The 19,946-nt window shown below is 65.9% G+C and carries 21 protein-coding genes and 4 pseudogenes; 17 read left to right on the top strand and 8 right to left on the bottom strand.

The features are described 5' to 3' along the window. Positions 1-193 precede the first annotated feature (193 nt). The 8 genes and pseudogenes from fadE16 (at position 194) to ACQCSZ_RS09515 (ending at position 6,139) form a co-directional block, all read left to right on the top strand. Entirely contained in the window at positions 194-1,315 is a 1,122-nt protein-coding gene (gene fadE16 / locus ACQCSZ_RS09550; protein ID WP_427007761.1) for an Rv1679 family acyl-CoA dehydrogenase, read from the top strand. Between the two features lie 12 nt (positions 1,316-1,327). Then, positions 1,328-2,140, top strand: a complete 813-nt coding sequence (locus ACQCSZ_RS09545; RefSeq protein ID WP_427007760.1) for an Rv1680 family SBP-like protein — start codon at positions 1,328-1,330, stop codon at positions 2,138-2,140. Then, positions 2,131-3,132, top strand: a complete 1,002-nt coding sequence (locus tag ACQCSZ_RS09540; RefSeq protein WP_427007759.1) for an Rv1681 family radical SAM protein — start codon at positions 2,131-2,133, stop codon at positions 3,130-3,132. Before ACQCSZ_RS09545 ends, ACQCSZ_RS09540 begins: the two co-directional genes overlap by 10 nt. Positions 3,133-3,373: 241 nt before the next feature. After that, the gene (locus ACQCSZ_RS09535; protein ID WP_427007758.1) at positions 3,374-3,931 is read left to right on the top strand and encodes a TQO small subunit DoxD; all 558 of its coding nucleotides are present in this window, start codon (positions 3,374-3,376) and stop codon (positions 3,929-3,931) included. Further along, positions 3,928-4,311, top strand: coding sequence for an Rv1678 family membrane protein (locus tag ACQCSZ_RS09530; RefSeq protein ID WP_427007757.1), 384 nt, complete (start codon positions 3,928-3,930; stop codon positions 4,309-4,311). Before ACQCSZ_RS09535 ends, ACQCSZ_RS09530 begins: the two co-directional genes overlap by 4 nt. A 396-nt stretch (positions 4,312-4,707) precedes the next feature. Then, complete coding sequence (locus ACQCSZ_RS09525; protein WP_427008298.1) at positions 4,708-5,025, top strand: ArsR/SmtB family transcription factor; 318 nt, start codon at positions 4,708-4,710, stop codon at positions 5,023-5,025. Further along, positions 5,022-5,663, top strand: coding sequence for an aquaporin (locus ACQCSZ_RS09520; protein ID WP_427007756.1), 642 nt, complete (start codon positions 5,022-5,024; stop codon positions 5,661-5,663). The genes ACQCSZ_RS09525 and ACQCSZ_RS09520 overlap by 4 nt, the downstream gene beginning before the upstream one ends. Before the next feature lie 64 nt (positions 5,664-5,727). After that, positions 5,728-6,139, top strand: a pseudogene (locus tag ACQCSZ_RS09515) (arsenate reductase ArsC). 251 nt (positions 6,140-6,390) lie between these two features. On the opposite strand, the gene ACQCSZ_RS09510 reads toward ACQCSZ_RS09515, so the two are convergent. The 3 genes and pseudogenes from ACQCSZ_RS09510 to ACQCSZ_RS09500 form a co-directional block, all read right to left on the bottom strand. Further along, a complete protein-coding gene (locus ACQCSZ_RS09510) occupies positions 6,391-6,678 on the bottom strand; it encodes a LapA family protein (protein ID WP_427007755.1) in 288 nt (95 codons plus the stop codon). 528 nt (positions 6,679-7,206) lie between these two features. Continuing rightward, positions 7,207-7,302 (bottom strand): hypothetical protein, encoded by a 96-nt coding sequence (locus tag ACQCSZ_RS09505; protein ID WP_427008297.1) that lies wholly within the window; start codon positions 7,300-7,302, stop codon positions 7,207-7,209. A 511-nt stretch (positions 7,303-7,813) separates the two neighbouring features. Then, positions 7,814-7,995, bottom strand: a pseudogene (locus ACQCSZ_RS09500) (IS1380 family transposase); the annotation flags it as partial. 150 nt (positions 7,996-8,145) lie between these two features. Between ACQCSZ_RS09500 and ACQCSZ_RS09495 the strand changes: the two are divergent. From ACQCSZ_RS09495 to ACQCSZ_RS09480, 4 genes are all read left to right on the top strand, one after another. After that, positions 8,146-8,898 (top strand): FAD-dependent oxidoreductase, encoded by a 753-nt coding sequence (locus tag ACQCSZ_RS09495; RefSeq protein WP_427007754.1) that lies wholly within the window; start codon positions 8,146-8,148, stop codon positions 8,896-8,898. A 15-nt stretch (positions 8,899-8,913) separates the two neighbouring features. Continuing rightward, complete coding sequence (locus tag ACQCSZ_RS09490) at positions 8,914-9,312, top strand: FAD-dependent monooxygenase (RefSeq protein WP_427007753.1); 399 nt, start codon at positions 8,914-8,916, stop codon at positions 9,310-9,312. Positions 9,313-9,478: 166 nt separating this feature from the next. Beyond that, positions 9,479-9,634 (top strand): hypothetical protein, encoded by a 156-nt coding sequence (locus ACQCSZ_RS09485; RefSeq protein ID WP_427007752.1) that lies wholly within the window; start codon positions 9,479-9,481, stop codon positions 9,632-9,634. A gap of 428 nt (positions 9,635-10,062) precedes the next feature. Beyond that, positions 10,063-11,247, top strand: coding sequence for a cation:proton antiporter (locus ACQCSZ_RS09480; RefSeq protein ID WP_427007751.1), 1,185 nt, complete (start codon positions 10,063-10,065; stop codon positions 11,245-11,247). A 321-nt stretch (positions 11,248-11,568) separates the two neighbouring features. On the opposite strand, the gene ACQCSZ_RS09475 is transcribed toward ACQCSZ_RS09480, so the two are convergent. The 3 genes and pseudogenes from ACQCSZ_RS09475 to ACQCSZ_RS09465 all read right to left on the bottom strand — a co-directional run bounded on the left by ACQCSZ_RS09475 (position 11,569) and on the right by ACQCSZ_RS09465 (position 15,176). Next, positions 11,569-12,846: an ArsB/NhaD family transporter gene (locus tag ACQCSZ_RS09475; RefSeq protein ID WP_427007750.1), complete on the bottom strand. Its 1,278-nt coding sequence runs from the start codon at positions 12,844-12,846 to the stop codon at positions 11,569-11,571. A 2-nt stretch (positions 12,847-12,848) separates the two neighbouring features. Continuing rightward, positions 12,849-13,313: a hypothetical protein gene (locus ACQCSZ_RS09470; protein ID WP_427007749.1), complete on the bottom strand. Its 465-nt coding sequence runs from the start codon at positions 13,311-13,313 to the stop codon at positions 12,849-12,851. A gap of 340 nt (positions 13,314-13,653) precedes the next feature. Further along, a pseudogene (locus ACQCSZ_RS09465) lies at positions 13,654-15,176 on the bottom strand (SulP family inorganic anion transporter). 174 nt (positions 15,177-15,350) lie between these two features. On the opposite strand from ACQCSZ_RS09465, the gene ACQCSZ_RS09460 reads away from it, so the two are divergent. Next, positions 15,351-15,734, top strand: a complete 384-nt coding sequence (locus tag ACQCSZ_RS09460; RefSeq protein WP_427007748.1) for a MerR family transcriptional regulator — start codon at positions 15,351-15,353, stop codon at positions 15,732-15,734. A 246-nt stretch (positions 15,735-15,980) separates the two neighbouring features. Here the strand turns inward: ACQCSZ_RS09460 and ACQCSZ_RS09455 are convergent. Then, positions 15,981-16,291: pseudogene (locus ACQCSZ_RS09455) on the bottom strand (Mu transposase domain-containing protein); the annotation flags it as partial. A 53-nt stretch (positions 16,292-16,344) separates the two neighbouring features. Here ACQCSZ_RS09455 and ACQCSZ_RS09450 point away from each other — a divergent pair. Together ACQCSZ_RS09450 and ACQCSZ_RS09445 are read left to right on the top strand one after the other, a co-directional pair. Further along, positions 16,345-17,073, top strand: coding sequence for a glycosyltransferase family 2 protein (locus ACQCSZ_RS09450; protein ID WP_427007747.1), 729 nt, complete (start codon positions 16,345-16,347; stop codon positions 17,071-17,073). Between the two features lie 8 nt (positions 17,074-17,081). After that, positions 17,082-17,768: a TIGR04282 family arsenosugar biosynthesis glycosyltransferase gene (locus ACQCSZ_RS09445; protein ID WP_427007746.1), complete on the top strand. Its 687-nt coding sequence runs from the start codon at positions 17,082-17,084 to the stop codon at positions 17,766-17,768. 54 nt (positions 17,769-17,822) lie between these two features. Here the strand turns inward: ACQCSZ_RS09445 and ACQCSZ_RS09440 are convergent, their stop codons facing one another. Beyond that, the gene (locus ACQCSZ_RS09440; RefSeq protein WP_427007745.1) at positions 17,823-18,002 is read right to left on the bottom strand and encodes a hypothetical protein; all 180 of its coding nucleotides are present in this window, start codon (positions 18,000-18,002) and stop codon (positions 17,823-17,825) included. Positions 18,003-18,565: 563 nt separating this feature from the next. On the opposite strand from ACQCSZ_RS09440, the gene ACQCSZ_RS09435 reads away from it, so the two are divergent. Both ACQCSZ_RS09435 and ACQCSZ_RS09430 read left to right on the top strand, forming a co-directional pair. Continuing rightward, complete coding sequence (locus tag ACQCSZ_RS09435) at positions 18,566-18,973, top strand: hypothetical protein (protein ID WP_427007744.1); 408 nt, start codon at positions 18,566-18,568, stop codon at positions 18,971-18,973. A gap of 199 nt (positions 18,974-19,172) precedes the next feature. Then, entirely contained in the window at positions 19,173-19,922 is a 750-nt protein-coding gene (locus tag ACQCSZ_RS09430; RefSeq protein WP_427007743.1) for a hypothetical protein, read from the top strand. The last annotated feature ends 24 nt before the right edge of the window (positions 19,923-19,946 follow it).

Below are 19,946 nucleotides of genomic sequence, written 5' to 3'. Positions count from 1 at the left end.
ACCCCATCCTGATGGTGACCCACGACCGGCGGTGCGGCGGCCGCGGTGGCTGACAACCGTAAGGTCTCGCCTCTGGTCTGCGGGCCGGGCGGCGTGCATACTCAAGGGGTGCTGGCCGTGACCCTGATCAGCAGATCCTGGTTGGCACGTGCCCTGCCCGCGTGGGCCCGACGGACGGAGAATGATGCGCCAAGTGTCAACCAGCCAGGCATTGGAGGAGGTAGTCAAGGTCGCGCGGGAGCACGCCGAGAGGGTGGACACCGACGGGGTGTACCCCGTTGAGGCGGTCGCGGAGTTACGCGGTTCCGGACTGCTGGGGCTGGTGCTGCCCGTCGAGGCCGGCGGTGCCGGTGCCGGGCCGGTGGTGTTCACGGAGGTGGTTAGCGAGCTTGCTGAGGCATGCGGTTCAACGGCCATGATCTATCTGATGCATGCCGCTGCCGCGGTCACGATCGCGGCCGCGCCGCCCCCGGATCTGCCGGACCTGCTGGCAGGTATGGCGCGCGGGACAACGCTGGGCACGCTGGCCTTCAGTGAGCGGGGATCCCGGTCGCATTTCTGGGCGCCCGTCTCGATCGCGGCCGCCAGCGGGACTACGGTCCGGTTGCGCGCCGACAAGAGTTGGGTGACGTCGGCCGCTCACGCCGATGTCTATGTGGTCTCGACCGGCACACCCTCGGGCGTGCCCGGTGAGGTGGACCTGTATGCCGTTCCCGCCGGTACGCCGGGATTGAACGTGGCCGGTCCCTGGCGGGGGCTCGGGCTGCGCGGCAACGACTCCGCACCGATGACTGTCGACGCTGACCTTCCGGTCGGGTACCGGCTGGGTGGGCCGGCGGCGGGCTTCGCGCTGATGATGGAGACGGTGCTGCCGTGGTTCAACCTCGGCAACGCGGCGGTCTCGCTGGGTCTGGCATCTGTCGCTGCCCGGGCCGCTGTCGAACACGTTGGAGCGGCCCGGCTCGAACACCTGGGCCAGTCACTGGCCGGGTTGCCTACGATCCGGGCCCAGATCGCCCGGATGGGCATCAGCCTGGCAGCGCAGCGTGCTTATCTGGCCCAAGCCGCGGGCAGCGTCGCGGCTCCCGGGGAAGAGACGATGCTGCATGTGCTCGGGGTGAAGGCCTCGGCCAATGATGCTGCACTCGAGATCACCGACGCGGCCATGCGGGTCTGCGGGGGTGCGGCGTTCTCCAAGCACCTGCCCATTGAACGGGCCTTCCGTGATGCGCGGGCGGGCTCTGTGATGGCGCCGACCGCGGACGCGCTCTACGACTTCTATGGCAGGGCCATGACCGGCCTGCCGCTGTTCTGAGGAGGCCGGATCATGTCCGAGCAGCTGATGGTGGGGGCCGTGGCCTACACCCCAAATGTGGTACCCATCTGGGAGGGCATCCGTGAGTACTTCGCGGAGTCGCCGGCTCCGATGGACTTCGTCCTGTTCTCCAACTATGGACGCCAGGTCCAGGCCCTTCGGGCCGGACAGGTCGACATCATCTGGAACACCAACCTGGCCTATGTGCGTACAGTCATGCAGACCGGGGGCCGGGCCCGGGCACTGGCGATGCGCGACACGGACACCAGGTTCGCGACAGTGTTCGTCGCCCGCGCCGGAAGCGGGCTCTCCGGCCCGGACGCCATCGCCGGTCAGCGGCTGGCCCTGGGGTCCGCGGACTCGGCCCAGGCCGCCATCCTGCCGCTGCACTACCTGGCCCGGGCCGGCCTGGACCTCACGTTGCTGGAGGTGACACGGTTCGATAGTGACATCGGCAAGCACGGTGACACCGGGCGCAGCGAGCTGGACGCCATCGACGCGGTACTCGCGGGCGAGGCCGACGTCGCGGCCCTCGGAATCACCACCTGGGAAGGCATCGGCGGCGGGGAGCTGATGCCGGAGGCACTGGAGGCAGTTTGGCAGACCGAACCGTACTGCCATTGCATGTTCACCGCACTGGACACCCTGCCCGCCGAACGCTACGAGCCGTGGGTCAGCACGTTGCTGGCCATGGACTGGGAACGGCCCGAGCACCGCCGGATCCTGGAGCTCGAGGGGTTGCGGCGCTGGGTCCGGCCCGAACTGGACGGCTACGCCGGGCTGTTCGCCGCCGTCGAGGAACAGGGGGTGACCAAGTGGTGGTGATCCTGGACCTGGTGCGCATGGTGGGAACCCTGGCCGAGGGTGCCACCGGTGCGGTGACTATTGGCTCCGTGACCGAGTTTGATCTGGTCCAACGCTGGTGTGAACGAACGGGCAACACCCTGATCACCAAGTCATGGACCGACGTCGGTCCGGGCGCCGTCGTCGTACGTCGCGGCCGCCTGCCGGACCCGGCGGTTACGCTGGGACCGGACCGACTGCCCGGGGCACGGCTCTGGCTGTACACGAACTTCCACTGCAACCTGGCCTGTGACTACTGCTGTGTCGCGTCCTCACCCAGGGCCGAGCGCCGGGAGCTCGGCGTCGAAAGGATCGCCCGCCTGGTCCGGGCGGGCGCCGACTGGGGCGTCCAGGAGGTCTACCTCACCGGCGGCGAACCGTTTCTGCTGCCCGATATCGCCCGGATCGTCACCGACTGTGTCCGGCTGCTGCCCACCACGCTGCTGACCAACGGCATGCTGTTCCGGGGGCCCGGGCTTCGCGCGTTGCAGGCGATGCCGCGGGACGGGTTCGCCCTGCAGATCAGCCTCGACTCCCCGACCCCCGAGATCCACGACGGGCACCGCGGTGCCGGCAGCTGGGCCCGGGCGGTGGCCGGCATCGGCGTCGCACTCGGGGAGGGGTTCCGGGTCCGGGTGGCTGCCACGATCGCCTCGCCCCACGCGACGGACCTGACCGCCCTGCACGATTTTCTCGACGGGCTGGGCATCCCGCGGACCGACCAGGTCATCCGCCCGGTCGCGCAACAGGGCGCCGCCGAGACCGGGGTCCAGTTCACCCGCGAAACACTGGTCCCCGAAGTCACCGTCACCGCCGACGGGGTGTACTGGCACCCGGTGGCCGCCACGGACGAGCGGGCCCTGGTCAGCACGCAGATCGAGCCCCTGGGGCCGGCGCTCAGTGAGGTCTACCGGCTCTTCGCCGAGCAATGGGCTGCAGCCGGCGCCGCCGCCAGACTCTTCCCCTGCGCGTAGCCAGGCTCCAAAATCCGGATTTGTCCTCGGACAGACCGGCTTCCGGTGCGCAGGCACCGGATGTCCGCCGCCCGTAAGATCCACCGGGTCCCCAAAGGACCCGACCGGGTCTACCATGAAGCCATGACCCCCCACGTCGAGGCACCGGTCGCCCGTACACACGGCGGACGAGCGGGATGGCCGGCCGAGCCCGCCCGCTGCACCAACACCCTTCCGGGAGAACAGGCGAAGGCATCCTGCCGTGTCTGATCTGGCTGAACCCACGACGACGGGCGGTACGGCAGCCGACGAGGGACTCGATGCCGGGAGGGCCGCCCGTGCCGTCATCGCCGGCCTGCGAATTGCCGTGGCCCTGCTGTGGATCCAGAACGTCAGCTGGAAGATTCCCCCCGACTTCGGCCGCAACGACCATACGGGTCTCTTCCAATTCACCAGCTATGCCGTCGAACACCCGGTCGTGCCGCCGTTCTCCTGGCTGGTCCAGTACGTCGTGCTACCGAACTTCACGCTGTTCGGCTATGCGACTCTGCTGGTCGAGTTCAGCCTCGGCGCGTTCCTGCTCGCCGGCCTGCTTACCCGGTTCTGGGCCGCGATCGGCATCCTTCAGGCGCTGGCGATCACCATGTCGGTCCTGAACGCACCCAATGAGTGGCACTGGTCCTACTACCTCATGCTCGCCGTGCACGCCGTGCTGCTTGCGACGGCCGCCGGCCGGACGGCGGGGCTCGACGGCCTGCTCCGTCCGCGCTGGCGGACCTCCTCGAACCGCCTGGCCAAGTGGGCGCTGAGGGCATCATGACCGGTCCCCGTAGCGCCCGTCGTGCCAGGCTGGATCAGCGGACCCGGCGCCGGGCGCTGATACTCAGTGCCGTCACCGCGGCAAGCGCCGTATTCGCACTCATCGACTATGACCCGCTCAAGCTGGTGCCGGTCAATCCGGTACAAGCGGTGGTTCTTCTCGTTCTTGCCCTCATCGCCTTCGCCGGCACCGTGCTCCGGTTGCGCGCCCTACTGTACGGCGTCGGCGCCGTCATGATCGTCCTGGGCCTGATCCGCCTCTTCACCTACGGACACGGGACAGGGCTGATCACCGGCAGCGTCGGAACGGCGGCGCTGCTGGCCGGACTCGGTCTGGCCTACATCGGAACCATGCTCGCCGGCAACAAACCCGACATCTGAGCAACACCGAACGTCCACCGGAGCGGACAGGTTGCCCCGGCAGACGTGCCCTCCTCCACCCTGAGCGGCCGGGCGCGGTGAGGGTTGCCGTGGTGTGGCGGCGCCGCGCAGCTTCACGTGGCGGCCCCGGCGCGGCATAGGCCTGCGGCCCCGCGGTAAATATCCTGTCTTCCTTTTCCTGGTCTCGAATTGTCATGGCCTCAACGTTTCGATGGCTCCGGACCGCGACAACCCAGGAAAGACCGGGGACAACCCGGGCGCGCCAACGCAATCGGAACGGAACCCACGCAGCAGGCCGCCCTGACCGGCTCAACGCCCGGCCGCAGGTCCAGGCTGGGAATGTCAACCAGATTTGAGCCCACTTAGCGCCGTAATCGCAGCTTGAACGGGGACCATATTCCTCCGTGGAGACAATCCTCCACCCCGTTTGTCGGAATCGGAGGCCGGGGGATCGCGCCGCTGCTGAAGGCGTTGGGGGATCCGGTGCGGTTGCGGCTGATGTCCCTGATGGCGTCCCATGAGGGCGGCGAGGCCTGCGTGTGTGACCTGAACGACGCATTTGAGCTGTCCCAGCCCACGATCAGCCACCATTTGAAGGTCCTGCACGAAGCGGGACTGCTGGAACGGGAAAAGCGCGGCGTGTGGGTCTACTACAGTGCGCGCACCGATGCCCTTAAGGACCTGGCCGCCCTGATCGGGGGACAGCGCCGGTGAGTGTGCTGGGGCGGCGGGCCTTGGCGGAGTTCGCCGGCACCGCTTTCCTGGTCATGGCTGTGGTCGGGTCCGGTGTCATGGCCTCGCGGCTGTCCCCGAACGATGTCAGGCTACAGCTGCTCCAGAACAGCATTGCCACGGGCGCCGTGCTGGTGGCGCTGATCCTGGCCCTGCAGCCGTTCTCGGCATCCTTCAATCCCGTAGTCACGTTGCTCGAACGGGTCCTGGGGATGATGGACATACGCACCACACTGGGTTTGATCGCGGCCCAGTTCGTCGGGGGCCTGACCGGAAGCGTGCTGGCCAATCTGATGTTCGGTCTCGACGCGGCTACGCTGTCCTCTCACGAACGCGCCGGGACGGGGCTGTGGCTCGGCGAGACCATCGCCACCATCGGGCTGCTCCTGGTCGTCTTCGGCACGGCCCGCTCCCACCGGGCCCAGAGGGTGGCCTTTGCCGTCGGCGGCTACATTGCGGCCGCCTACTGGTTCACCAGCTCCACCAGCTCCACCAGTTTCGCCAACCCCGCCGTAACCGTGGCCCGGACCATCACGGACACCTTTGCCGGCATCGCTCCGGCCTCTGCGCCAGCGTTCATCCTCGCCCAGCTGTTGGCGGCACCGCCGGATTCTTCCTGATCCGTGCCCTCTACCCCACCGTTCCCGCCTCAGCCGCGCCCGCGGCCGATCGAAAGGTCCTCTCATGAGCGACAGGCCCTCCGTCCTCTTCGTCTGTGTCCACAACGCCGGACGTTCCCAGATGGCCGCAGCCTTCCTCACCACCCTTGGCGAGGGCCGGATCGAGGTCCGCTCCGCCGGATCCCAGCCCGCGGGCAAGGTCAACACCGCCGCCGTCGAAGCCATGGCCGAACTCGGGATCGACATGTCCGCCGAGATCCCCAAGGTCCTCACCACCGAGGCCGTGAAGGAATCCGACGTCGTGATCACCATGGGCTGCGGCGACGAATGCCCCGTACTTCCCCGGCAAGCGCTACGAGGACTGGTTCCTGGAAGACCCGGCCGGCCAGGGCGTGGACGCCGTCCGCCCCATCCGGGACGAGATCAAGACCCGTATCGAGGGCCTCATCGAATCCCTCACCCCCGCAGCAAAGTAACGCCACGTCGCTGGTGGAGGGAACGACCCACGCCTGAGCAGTGAGAAGGAGATGAGGTGAATCTGCATGGATACCGGATGCTGCACCGACACAGGTTGTTGCGACGACGACCTGGACTGCTGCTAAGCAGAACGCGCCTCCGGCCTGCCGGACACACTATGGGGAAGGCTGCGCGGGCATTGTCAGCGGGTCTGCCCGGGGCGGGCAGACCCGCTGACCCCTGCTGCATCGTCACGACTAGCCCGGGGGACTCACGGCCCGGACGTTGATTCGTGCTGGCCGGTTGTCGCGGGTCCCGGCGGAGCCGACGGCAGGGCGGGCAGGTGGCGGCCTTGGCTTCTAAGCTGGAGAATGCGCGCTGCCCCGGCGATTGCGACCAGGATCCCGCCCACGACTGCTGCGATGAACAGTGCCATGCCCAGGGAAAGCTCGCCGGCCGCCCCAAGATAGTGCACGGTCACGCGATTCTGGTTCTGAAGGATGAAGATGATGAGCAAAACCAGAAGAACCAGCCTCGCGCTGACGGCAACCCAGATCATCCCGGCCCGCGTCACCTCCGCAGCCCCGTGCAGGTCCGAGGCCGGTTTCCGGGGAGGGCGTTTCGGTCTTGAAGGCACAGGTTTATTAACCGCACGCGAGGCGGGGTGGCCCCCCGTCGATGGACTCGGCGCTGGATCGGCGGCCACGTTTTTCATCCCCTAAAACCGGAGCAGTCCGTCCGTGCAGGACGGATATATCACAGGTTACTCCTCCCGGAAGCATGCGTCCTCTGCCCGGTACGGCCCGGCGGTACGCGGAGCCCGGGCATGCGGCCGTGATAAACCATTTAGTTCCGGTTCGGGGACGAACGGGGACGCTGCCTGTGGCCAAGGCGCCCAAGGAGGCGGTGGGTCTCCAGACTGGATGCTCCAACCACGCACTGCCGGCCAAGGGCGGCTACCCCGACCCGCTGCGCGGGCGGAAGCCGCCGACGAACCAGTGAGCGCCTGCGCCCATCAGCAGGAACCCGATGACGCCGATGATCGTGAGCTGCGTGACGATCCCCGCGATGACCAGTCCGAAGCCGGCTAGAGCGGCAGAATGCCGTAGACAGTGCGAGAAGCCATACCGCGGGGTAATCCGGACTGCAGTTCGAGGTCCAGGTCCGGATCGGTTGCGGCCAGATCCTGTTCGAGCTTTTCAAGGTGTCTGCGCTCTTAATCCGACAGCGCCATGGGAACCTTTCTCCCCGGAAGTGCGGCAGCGAACCAGGGGCCGGGAAATAGCGCCCGATTCCCTGACCGGGGCACCGGCCGGCACGGCATGTGCTTGCGTTCATTATCCGTCTATTCCCGGACACTATCTATAGGCCTTCCCGCCGGGAGCCGACGGGGTTGCCAAGATGGTTCCCGGAGATGAGGGAGACGTCGGAGAGTCTCTGCCGTTGAGGACGAACCGGACCGCTGGGTGGTCTGTACGCGCGCAGGGCAACCGGCACCCACGGGACCGGCCCGGCACCCCCTCCAAACGTCACCTAAGCCTTGATCCACCGATGAGGTGTGAGGCGTGCCCGGCGTACTAAACACGAAATGGCCGTCTTGTCAGGGAATAAATTTCCTGGAAATGAAGGACATCTCGATGTCTCATAAGACGGCCGCTGTGGTCGGTGTCCTTTGATGAACCGAACCTTGTGTCGTTGAAGAGCCGCTTCATCCCGCCATGGCGCAACACGGCCATGTCATCGATCGAGTCCGCACCGGACACCATCCCGGCCACCAGCGAGGCGACCTTCAGCCCGGCGTTCGCGCCCTTATCCGTGGGACCGACAGCCACTCATCGGCCAGCTCATGCAGCCCGGCATCCCGTGCCAGCGTCATCACCGGCGGCAGCCCAGCATCCGGCCGGACGGGTGCTCTGCCGGGCCGACTCGGCCTTCTACGGCCATGCCACGGTTGCCGCCGCGCTGGCTGGCGGCGCGGGCCGCCGAAGCTGAGCCTCTCGCGGGGTTGAGGGACTACGGTGACGCTATGGGAACTCTGCGGAGGGCAATCATTTGCGGGGCCGGGATCAGTGGGCTGTCCGCGGCCGCGTTCTTGGCCCGGACCGGATGGCAGGTCGTCGTCGTGGACCAGGCACAGGGTCCGCGGCCGCAGGGGTACATGATCGATTTCTTCGGCCCCGGCTGGCAGGCCGCCGATCAGTTGGGGATCATCCCCCGGATACGCGAACTGGGCTATCAGGTCCAGCGGCTGGAATACGTCGACCAGCTCGGCAACAGCCGGGCAAGCCTGCCCTTCGCAAGATTTGCCGGGGTTGTCAGGGGCGAACTGACCAGCATTCTGCGCCCTGATCTGGAACTGGCCGTGCGCGAGGCGCTGCCTTCCGGGGTAGACGTGCGGTACGGCCGCACCGTTTCAGCCGTCGGGCAGAGCCTGAACTCGGTGACGGCGACCGTCGACGACGGGCGGGTGCTGGAGGCGGATCTGCTCATCGGCGCTGACGGGATCCACTCGGCCGTCCGGGAGCTGGTCTTCGGCCCGGAGGAAGAGTTCTTCCATTTTCTTGGCTTCCAGGTGGGCGCCTATTCCTTCGTTGACCCTGACCTCGCTGCCCTGATCGGTGACCGGGTTGCCGTCACCGATACCCGCAATGAGGCGATGTTCTTCTACCTGCTGCGTGACGGCAGGACCACCGCCATGGCTGTGCACCGCACAGGAGACCCTGCCCTTCCGGCTGATCCCCGTGCCCTGCTGCGGTCAAGGTACCGGCGCCTGGGCTAGATCTGTCCGGCTGCCTTGGAGCACTGCCCCGAAGACATTTACTACGACCAGGTCGCCCAGATCAGGATGCCCCGCTGGCACACAGGACGGGTGGTCCTGCTCGGAGACGCCGCCGCTGCGGTGTCCCTTCTGGCTGGCCAGGGCGCCTCCCTCGGGATGGCCGCCGCCTACGTGCTGGCTGAAGAACTCGAAAAACATGCGGAAGTCAGCCGGGCCCTCACGGCGTTCGAAATGCGCTTACGTCCACCGGTCGAGGAGCACCAGCGGGCCGGCGTGTCCGCCGCCCAGTGGTTCGTCCCGGCGACCCACTATTCCTCTTTTTTGCGCCGGACCGTGATCCGGCTCGCGAAGATTCCGGGCATGACGCGCCTTATCAGCGCTTCCCTGATCGGCAGATCCGGCGCCGCACCCTAGCCAGGCCGGGGACCAAACCCGGATCCGGATCAGCGCCGGGAGAACCCGGCCGGGTTGCGACGGTCAACTTGCGCAGCGGCCGGACCTGAACCACGGATTCCGGGCACTGACTGACTGCTGCGGTACGGCCGGGCGGGGCCCGACGCGGTTGGCGATAATTTCGCAGTTGCGTACACCGGACCGCTCCGGCGATTGCGGCGAGAAACCCTCCGCCGACGGCGGCGACAAAAAGTGCGAGTCCCAGGATGAGCGGACGGCGCGCCAGGCCCAGGGCGGCGCTGAAGACGGCCTTGACCGCTCGCCCGCGACAAGGACAGACTGACACTGCCCGAGGCCTGTGAAAGGACAGAAGAATGAATGGTTGCGGGACATTCCTGATCATGGTCGGTGGCAACGGTTCTGAACCATCACCGACCGCCCTGCGGGGGGCGGTGGACGAATCGCGCATGCGGAACGGGAACGTCCGCGCCATCACAGCCTGGACCTATCCGCCTTCGCCATCGACCATGGAAGACAGCGGTATCAACGACTCTCGTCATGCCGCTGAACGCGTCCGCGTCCGCACTTGTGGACGCCGTCAAAAGACGCGGACCTCCTCATCGTGGGGTCCCGCGGCCTCGCCGGTCTTTGGCGGGCTGAAGATCGGATCACTTTCGACCCACGTGACCCACCAGGCCTCTGCCCGGTCCTCGTCGTCCGGCCCGGGAGGATGGTCACGTAGTCGCTGACTGACGTGGATTCATTGGGGGTATGACGATGGTTCCGATCCTGACGCTCGCTTTTGCGGTGCTGCTGCTGCTCGGTGTTCTGATATCTGAACGCGCCAGCCGAACGGTGCTTTCCACTGCCGTGCTGTTTCTCGCGGGCGGCTTCGTCGTGGGCCGGGGTGTGCTCGATATCGTCCCCATGGAATCCGATGATCCTGCCGTCGGGGTTCTGGCCCAGCTGGCCCTTTTCTCTGTCCTGTTCACCGACGGAATGAAAGTGGGACTGTCGGATCTTCGAAGCGCGTGGCGTTTGCCTGGCCGGGCACTGCTGTTCGGGCTGCCACTGACATTTGTCGTCACGACCGTGCTGGCCCATTACATCGCGGGGCTGCCATGGCTTCAGTGCTTCTTGCTGGGGGCGGTGCTGGCACCGACCGATCCGGTGTTCGCGGCCGCCATTGTGGGGCGTGAGGAAGTTCCCGGGCGATTGCGCCACCTTCTCAATGTTGAGTCAGGCCTCAATGACGGACTGGCCCTGCCCATCGTTTTGGTCCTGCTGGCCCTCGGCGGCGGAACGGACGTCGGAATCGGCGTGCTCGCCGAAGAAATCGGCCTGGGCCTGCTTGTCGGAGTCCTCGTCCCGTTGATAGTCATTTGGCTGGAACGGCTGCCGTTCTTGAAGGCCACCAAGGGCCTGCAACCGCTGGTGGCGGTATCCATCGGTCTGCTCGTACTCGCTATCTGCCTGGTGACCGGGGCCAACCTCTTCCTCGCAGCCTTTACGGCCGGCATCACGGTCGCCACCGCAGGCCCGGGCTTCCGGGAAGAGTTCGAACAGTTCGGGGAACTGGTGTCCGAACTGCTGAAACTCGCTGCCATCCTCGTGTTCGGTGCGTTGGTCACCCCAACGTTCCTGTTCGGGGAGATCGCGTGGACGGGGTGGGTTTTCGCAGTCCTGGCCATCGTCCTGGCCCGTCCGTTGGCGCTGCTTGTTTCCTTCCTCGGTACCCGGCTGCCCCTCAAGGAACAACTCGCAGCCATGTGGTTCGGTCCCAAAGGCTTCGCCTCCGTCGTCTACGGGCTTCTCGTTCTCGAGTCAGGCGTGGAGCGCTCCGATGAGGTCTTTCATCTCGTGGCGCTGGTCATTGTGCTGTCCATCCTCGCCCATTCCTCCACCGACGTCGTCGTCGCCAGGCAATTTCAGCTCCGCCTTCCCCCGACGCCGTAGTCAGCGGCCTCGCGCCAGCCATGAGGAAGCTAGCTGTATCGAACATCTGGACCTCGCTTCTTGTCACTTCCTCGTGTTCGGCCCGTGGCGGCGGACAACGGAGTGTCCAGCCGGTGAGAGGTCGGCAAGGACCCGGGCGGATGCCGGGTGGCAGTGGAATGTCGGGGCATGGCCGCGCTGAATGTTGCAGATGGTCAGAGTCCTGGGACCTCGTGTTGCGCCGGGTTCGCCTTGCGGATCAGGAAGACTCCCGGTTCCTCCGTCCTTGACGCAAGAACCGGGGCTCGGGGAACCAAGGGACGTCATGGCCGCGGGCAGCGGTCAAAAGTAGCGCAGCCAAAGGTAGGGCACGCTTATTCCTACCGTGACTGCCGTGACGATGAGTCCGTACTTGGTGAAGGTCCAGAACGAAATCGGCTGTCCGTGACGTTTGGCTATGCCGATCACGACGACGTTCGCGCTGGCGCCGACTGCGGTTGCGTTGCCGCCAAGATCCGCGCCGAGTGCGAGAGCCCACCAGAGGGGTTGGGCTGCTGTGCCGCCTGCCTGGACGAGATCGTTGGTGATCGGGGCGAGTGTCGCAACGTAGGGGATGTTGTCGATGATGCCGGAGGACACGGTTGAAACGATCATCAGCCAGATGGCGGCGGCCCGGTAATTATCGCCCACGAGGGCGGCCGCGGTCTGTCCGACCGTGTCGATGACGCCGAGGTTGACAAGCGATCCGACCATGATGAACAGGCCCGCGAAGAACACCAGGGTTTCCCACTCGACATCGCCGAAAACCTTCCGCGGTTCGAGGCGGGCAAGCAGGACAAGAAGGCCGGCCCCGAGCATTGCGACGATCGACGGCGCAAGTCCGGTCAGCGGATGGGCGATGAATCCGAACAGCACCAGGCCCAGTACGACGAGGCATTTGATCAGCAGTGCCTTTTCCCCGATTGCTTCCCTCTCCTTAAGGGCCATTATTCGTGCCGCGCGCTCCGGCTGGTAGCGGAACGCGGACCGGAACAGCACCCGGCACAGCACGATGAAGACGATGAGAAGGATCGCTATCAGCGGGGCTAGGTTGACAATGAAGTCGTTGAAGGTCAGCCCGCCGCGGCTGGCGATGATGATGTTCGGCGGGTCGCCGATGAGCGTTGCGGTGCCGCCGATGTTGCTGGCCATCACTTCGGCGATGAGGAGGGGGATCGCGGGGGCGGCGAGCCGTTCGCAGACCAGGAGAGTCACGGGTGCGACGAGCAGCACCGTCGTGACATTGTCGAGAAACGCGGAAAGTACGGCCGTGATGATCACGAGCATCACCATGATCGCGTACGGGCGTCCGCGCGCTTTCTTCGCCGCCCAGATGGCGAGAAACTCGAACAGGCCCGTTTGCCGCAGGATGCCGACGATAATCATCATGCCCAGCAGCAGGAAGATGACGTTCCAGTCAATTCCACTGTCCTGGGAGAAAAAGATGCCGCGGTCATCCGTCGCACCGATCAGGACCATGGCCGCTGCGCCGCCGAGCGAAGCCGTTACACGCGGAACCTTCTCGGTTGCGATCAGGACATAGGCTCCAAGAAAGATCGCCAGAGCGAGGACGATCTGCACACTCACTCCGAACCGCTCTCCGGGCCCGTCCCGGCCCAGTAACGGAGGATGGCGTTGATGACCGCGGGGAGCGTCACGAACGTGGGGGCGTCGTCGGGTGAACCGCTGACACGTGCGATCTGGGTGCGGGCGTCGACCATCCGGGCCGCCATCTCGATCAGCGTGTCTTCGGGTTCGATGGTCAGGATTCTGCTCACCGTGACGCCGTCGTCATCCAGCAGCTCACCGATGGTCCGTTCGTCCAGGTGCTCCCACAGTTCTCCGGCGCCTTTTTCATCGAATACCCCGGCAAGCGACGGGTCATCGAGAACATAGTCCGGGACCATGAGCTGCAGGACGTCCACGGCCGAAAGGATCGCGACCGGGATACCCGCGCTATCGGCAATGACGAGACCAACGAGACCGCCCTCAGCGATCAGCCGCCCGGCCTCCACCGCGGTGGTCTCCCTGCGGACAACGGGTAACACAACCTGTAGGTCGGCGGCACGCATGGCGACCCTCTCTGCTCGTAGGACACGATCATGCTATCCGACCACCTCTACAGGCACCTGCCCGGAGCGGCGGCAGATGCCCGGGAATCCGCCGCGCGGACGACGTCGAGAGCACCGCGATGATTAATCGTCAGCCGCTGCCCGCCGCCCTCATGCCATTGGTTGGCACCTTTGACCGCGATCCTTCGACGCCTGCGGTCGTAATCTGCGCAAACAGTCCAGGGGTCCAGGGGCAACGTCCCGGCCCTGGACAGCGTGGGAAAGACTCACGGCGCCGACCACTTGCCGGTTCCTTCCGGATCGGTCGTCCGGTTTGTTAGTGGCCGGCGCGGAGTATTCCCCCGAGGCGTTCGCGCATCAGGCTGCTGGCGTCGTTGAGTCCGATGATGTTCACGTCCTTGCCATGGCGGTGGTATTTCTCGGTGATGGCGTCCACTGCGGCGATGGTGGAGGCGTCCCAGAGGTGGGAGGCGTGCATGTCGATTACGACGCGGTCGGGGTCAAGCGCGTATGCGAACTGGGTGTAGAGGTCGTTGGAAGAGGCGAAGAACAGCTCGCCGTCCACCACATAGGTCGCGGTTTCGTGGCCGTCAACGGTTTGGACTGTCCTTTCGACGGTGACGAAGTGCGCGACGCGGCGGGCGAACATCACCATCGCGGCGAGCACGCCGACGCCGACGCCGATGGCCAGGTTGTGGGTGGCGACGGTGACGATGACGGTGGCGACCATGACCATGGTTTCGCTCTTCGGCATGGCCTTGAGAGTCCGGGGGTGGATGCTGTGCCAGTCGAAGGTGGCGACGGAGACGAAGATCATCACGGCCACCAGGGCAGCCATCGGGATCACGGAGACAACGTTGCCCAGGACAACGACCAGGACGAGCAGGAAGACGCCGGCCAGGAAAGTGGAGATCCGGGTACGGGCGCCGGAGGCCTTGACGTTGATCATGGTCTGCCCGATCATGGCGCAGCCGCCCATGCCGCCGAAGAACCCGGTGACAATGTTCGCGACGCCCTGGCCCCAGGCCTCGCGGCTCTTGGGTGAACGGGTGTCCGTGATGTCGTCCACGAGCTTGGCCGTCATGAGGGATTCGAGCAGCCCGACGAACGCCATGGCGAGGGCGAAGGGGAAGATGATCTGCAAGGTCTCGAAGCTGAACGGCACGTTCGGAATGAACAGCGAGGGCAGCGAATCGGGCAGCCTGCCCTTGTCCCCACGGTGGGGACGGCGACGGCGGCCAGCACCGTGATGAGGGTCAGGGCCACGATCGCCACGAGCGGTGCCGGGACGGCCCTGGTGAGTTTCGGCAGGCCGAAGACAATCACCAGGCCGAGCGCGGCCAGTGGGTAAACGAGCCACGGGACGCCGAGGAGTTCGGGGACCTGGGAGAGGAAGATCAGGATGGCCAGGGCGTTGACGAAGCCCACCATCACCGACCGCGGAATGAACCGCATCAGTTTCGCCACACCGGACAGGCCCAGGATGATCTGGAAGACGCCGGCGAGGATCACGGCGGCAACGAAATAGTCCACGCCGTGGGATTTCACCAGCGGGGCTATCACCAGGGCGATCGCGCCGGTGGCGGCCGAGATCATGGCGGGGCGGCCGCCGACGAAGGCGATCGTCACGGCCATGGTGAAGGAGGCAAACAGGCCGATCCGCGGGTCCACGCCGGCGATGATCGAGAACGCGATCGCTTCCGGGATGAGGGCCAGCGCGACGACCAGCCCGGCCAGGACCTCGGTCTTGAGCCGGTGCGGGGACATCAGGGTTCCCCGCACGGATTGAAGCTGCTCGGGCGTGAAGGCAAGGGCATCCCCTGCGGTTTTGACTGCCATTGCTGGCTCCGTTCATGGTCAGGAAGGCACGCGCCAGCGCCTCAGCTTTTTCGAAGAATGACGGGGCGCAGCGCCGCGCAGGAAGAGGGGAACTACCCTTGAAGCTCTCACCGCGTACCCGCAACTCTACCTTAACGTGATGGTAGGGTGTATCGGAACAGGACGGAGGCCCTGATGACAGCAAAGACCAGCAGAACTTCCATGCACATCGGTGAACTGGCAGACAGGACCGGACTGTCCCTGCGGACCATCCGGCACTATGACGACGTCGGGCTTCTCCCGGCCACGGGCCGCACCGGCGGCGGCTTCCGGGTGTATTCGGAGGATGACTTCGAGCGGCTCATGGTCATCAAACAGATGAAGCCCTTGGGGTTCTCCCTGGAGGACATGGCCGAGATCCTCAGCATCCTGGCCACACCGGACAGCCAAGTCTCAGGCAGCGAAACGGCCGGCAGGTCGGCGGAGTTCCTGGAGAGGGCCGTCCACGAGCGGGCAAAGATGGCACGCAACCTGGCCCAGGCGGACGAGTTCATCGAGCGCCTCAGCAGGCACAGCTGACAGACTGTACGTGCCGGGCTGCAGAATGGCTCCCCTTCCCGGCACGCACCCACTTGGGCGCTGGTCCTGGAACTCCGGCCGCCGTACGGGGCAGGACAGCAAGAAGTGTGCGCCGGCGCTCAGCGGGTGTTGCCGTCCCAAAGAATTGGGCGGCGAACGTGGTCACTTGTGTTGGTTGCGTACACGGCGTGCTGGCCTTTAGTGTGAGCGAGCCGGTAGGAGTCGGTGCCGGTTTCGAGGATGTTCCACGTCGATCGGTTCACGGGTCGCCTCGGCATCGCCGTCGGTTTTCCGCGCGGCGGCCCAGAGCGCGTCGTGGGCGGGGTGAATACTCCGGCCTCCGGGGCCTGCGCCGGGGCAGTGGATCCCGGCAGCGCGCCTGGCTTGATCTTCAGGACCTCAAGATAGTGGTCCAGCTGCACGCATTGCCCGCCCCGGGCCACGGTCCTGGGATGGGTGGCGATAAGGGTTCTGCCGTCGAAGATCCGCACTTGCGTGGTCTGCAGGGACGCCCGGACTTTTCGGTTGATGAACCCCACTGGCACCGAATACTCGGCGTTCGCACGGTTTGCCTGTAGTCGGGACCGGTTCGAGGGCCTACCGTCAAAGGGTGGACGAATCAGGCTCCGCAGCAAGTGTCGACGTTGTTCTGCCGTGCCTCAACGAACGGGGCGCCCTGCCCTGGGTGCTCTCCCGGCTTCCCCAGGGATACCGGGCCATCGTGGCCGACAACGGGTCAACGGATGGGTCCGCCGAGCTGGCTGCTGAACTCGGTGCAATGGTGGTCCGGGAGGGAACCCGCGGCTTCGGTTCGGCAGCGCATGCGGGCCTGAGGGCCGCGACCGCTGACTACGTGGCATTCTGTGATTGCGATGGATCGATGGACCCGGCGCAGCTGCCGACGCTGCTGGCACCAATCCTGTCCGGAACGGCCGATCTGGTCCTGGGCAGCCGGCAGCCGAGGCGCGGGTCCTGGCCGGTGCACGCCAGGATCGCCAACGTCTGGCTTGCCTGGCGGCTGCGGCGTCTCACCGGGGGAAAAATCACCGACCTCGGTCCCATGCGCGCGGCCCGCCGGGAGGGCCTAGTCTCCCTGCGGCTGCAGGACCGGCGCAGCGGCTATCCCCTGGAAATGTTCCTCGCAGCGCACAGGCACGGGTGGCGCATTGCCGAACTGCCCATCACCTACTTTCCGCGTACGGGAAAGTCCAAGATCACAGGAACCATCAGGGGCACCATCACGGCCCTCCGGGACATGTCAGCCCAGCTCAGGAGCGCCCGGCACCTCTGTCGGGGCGGAGCTGCCCCTAGCGTCAGAGACACCGAAGAAGAAGCATAAAGAGCGATATGCAACTGACAGTAGCCGTCATCGCCAGGGAGTGCCTGCCCGGCCGTGTGAAGACGCGCCTTTGCCCGCCCCTGACGGCGGACCAGGCTGCCGACCTGGCCCAAATCAGTCTGAGCCAGACACTGGAGACGGTCCGGCGGTTTCCCGTGGACCGGCGGCTTCTGGTGATGGACGGAACACCGTGTGAGCAGGACGCCGCAGGCTTCGTGGTCATCTCACAGGTGGACGGCGGCCTGGACGAGAGGCTGGCCGCCATCTGTGACCAATCGATGGGTCCATTGCTGATCCTGGGAATGGACACCCCGCAGCTGAACCGGAACCATCTTGGTCGGCTGCTGCACGATTGGGCCCGCCCCGCACCGGTGCACGATGCATGGCTTGGCATGGCCACGGACGGCGGTTTCTGGGCACTGGCCATGCGCGAACCTCGCGGCGATCTTATCCGTGGCGTACCCATGTCCACCGGGACCACGGGTTCCGTCCAGCTCAGCCGTTTGACAGAAGCCGGGCTCAATGTCGGGATATTGCCCCAAATGAGTGATGTGGATAGATTCACCGATGCCGTGTCCGTCGCCGCACAGGCTCCCGGGACCAGGTTCGCCGCCTCCGTCCACGCGCTGCTCTGCCAATTGCGGCCGGGCGGCCAATCGGGATCCGGGGGACCGGACTGGTGCGCGGGAGAGTAGGGGCGACTTGTTTAAAAGTGAAATTTCCGACGCTAAGGTTGTCCGTTGTGGGGGTTATTCCGTGCCGTTATCTTGGGCTTCGAGGTGTTTGGCCATGGCCTCCATGGCTTGGTTCCAGCGTGCTGTCAGGGCCTGCCGGCTCAGCGGTTCGAACATGCTGGTCAGTACCTTTTCAACTGCATCGTATGCGGCGTCTTTGGCCCGGTCCTGCGCCGCGGGGCTGTAGTAGTTCATGCCTGTTATTCGATGCCGCCGCCTGAAAAGATGCCCTGCCAAGGCCGTCCGGCGGCCGGCGCCGGGGGAACCGCTCTCCTGTTCCTGCGGCACCTGAACCTTTACCGGGGTTCTCCTGTCATGATGGCTGTTGAGACCGTGGCTGGGCTCGTTGACGCTCGAGGCCGCCGCAGGTGGGGATTTGCGGTGTTATGGCAGGCGGAAGGCATTCTTAGTCCTCCAGCTGGGGTTTTGAAAGACCGGTCCGGGTACGGCTCGGCCGCGAATAACCACCAGTAGGCGCCGTGACGTGTCAGTTGGGGTCGGCTGGAAGGTGTGTGATGAGACTTAGGATCCCTGTGTGCGGGATGGGTCGCCGGATGGCCGGGCGGGCCGTTGCGCTGGTGTTGGTGCTGGCCGTGGCCGGGTGTGCCGCGGGAGCAGGAACCGGCGGCGCGGCGGCGACCAGCCTTCCGGCTGTTTCTGGGGCGTCGCCGGCGGGAGCAGGGCCTGGTTCCCCGGTGCCGGGGTCTCCTTCTGCTGTTTCGGGCGCGGTGGCGGCGGGTTCGCCGTCGGCTGCGGCGTTGATGGTGTGTGGGGAGGAAATCCGGGCCAACATCGTCAAGATCCTGGCCCTCCCGTCTGTCCCGGGCACCGCGGCGTCCTGGGCGGACAAACTCTATACCTGCACCTACACACTGCCGGGCGGTGCGCTCGTGCTCTCGGTCAAGCAAGCCCCGGACCCGGATGCTGCACACACCTATTTTCAGGATCTTCAACGAAGCACCGTTGCGGCCACCCCGATCGAGGGGCTGGCGAACCTGGGGTTCCCGGCCTTCCAAACACCAGCGTCCGCCATCTTCGTCAAAGACAACTTCGTGTTGACCGTCGACGCGGCGGCCCTGCCCGAAACACTGGGACCAAACCACGTCACCCGCGACGCTTACGCGTACCAGGTCGCCACCACGGTTCTGGCCTGCTGGTCCGAATAACCACTTCCGCCCCTGCCGGAAGCCAGGCCGTCACGTGCCCGGACCGGGTGTTTGAACAGGTGAGAGGCTTCAAGGGCCGGGAAAGGAAAGTTCATGACATCCGACCAATCCGTGACCTGGAACACAACGAACCGTTAGTGTCACAGTCATGGGCGTGCCCATCAGGGGAGCGTTCATTGTCAATGGAGGAAAAAGAATCATGAAGAAATCCGCTTTCCTGATTGCCCCTGTTCTGGCCCTGGGCGCCCTCGCACTCTCCACCAGCCCCGCCCTCGCCGCGGACAACACGAACTACCAGGCGAACCTTGCCGCGATCAACGGCAGCAACGCCTCCGGAACAGTCATGATCACCGTCAGCGGTGACCAGGCAACGGTCACCGAGAAAGTCTCCGGTCTCGCCGCGATGTTCAACGGCAGCCCCTACCCGCACGTCCAGCACATCCACATCGGTGCCAAGGGCACCTGCCCGGACATGTCCGCCGACACCAACAAAGACGGCGTGATCAGCACCACCGAAGGCGCCCCGGCCTACGGCGGGATCGGCGCGACCCTGTCCACCAGCGGTGACACCAGCCCGGCAGCTGGCACCGATCTTAAGGTCGCCGGGATGGGCGCCTCCTACACCTACAACCGCACCTTCACCCTGGATGCGAAGACCGCTGATGCGCTCAAGGCCGGCACCGCCGTTGTCGTCGTCCACGGTTTGGACCCGGCCACCTTGTCCGACGCGGCCCAGAAAGCTCCCAGCGACCTCGTGCCGTCCCTGCCGCTGGCCGCGACCTCGCCGGCCCTGTGCGGGACTCTGAAAGCAATGCCCGCAGGAGCTCCCGGCACCGGCATCACCACCCCGGCCCCGGCCGGCCCTGACGTGGGCCTCCTCGCCGCCGGTGCCGGCCTCGTCCTGGCAGCCGGCGGAGCCTACGCACTCCGCCGCAAGATGGCAGCCTAAGGCCTGAGAAAGCACAGGGAAGTT

Origin of the sequence: Pseudarthrobacter sp. H2, assembly GCF_050157045.1 — a bacterium.
GTDB lineage: Bacteria > Actinomycetota > Actinomycetes > Actinomycetales > Micrococcaceae > Arthrobacter.
Note: the sequence above shows the minus strand (reverse complement) of the source record. Positions and strands in the feature narration are given on the sequence as shown.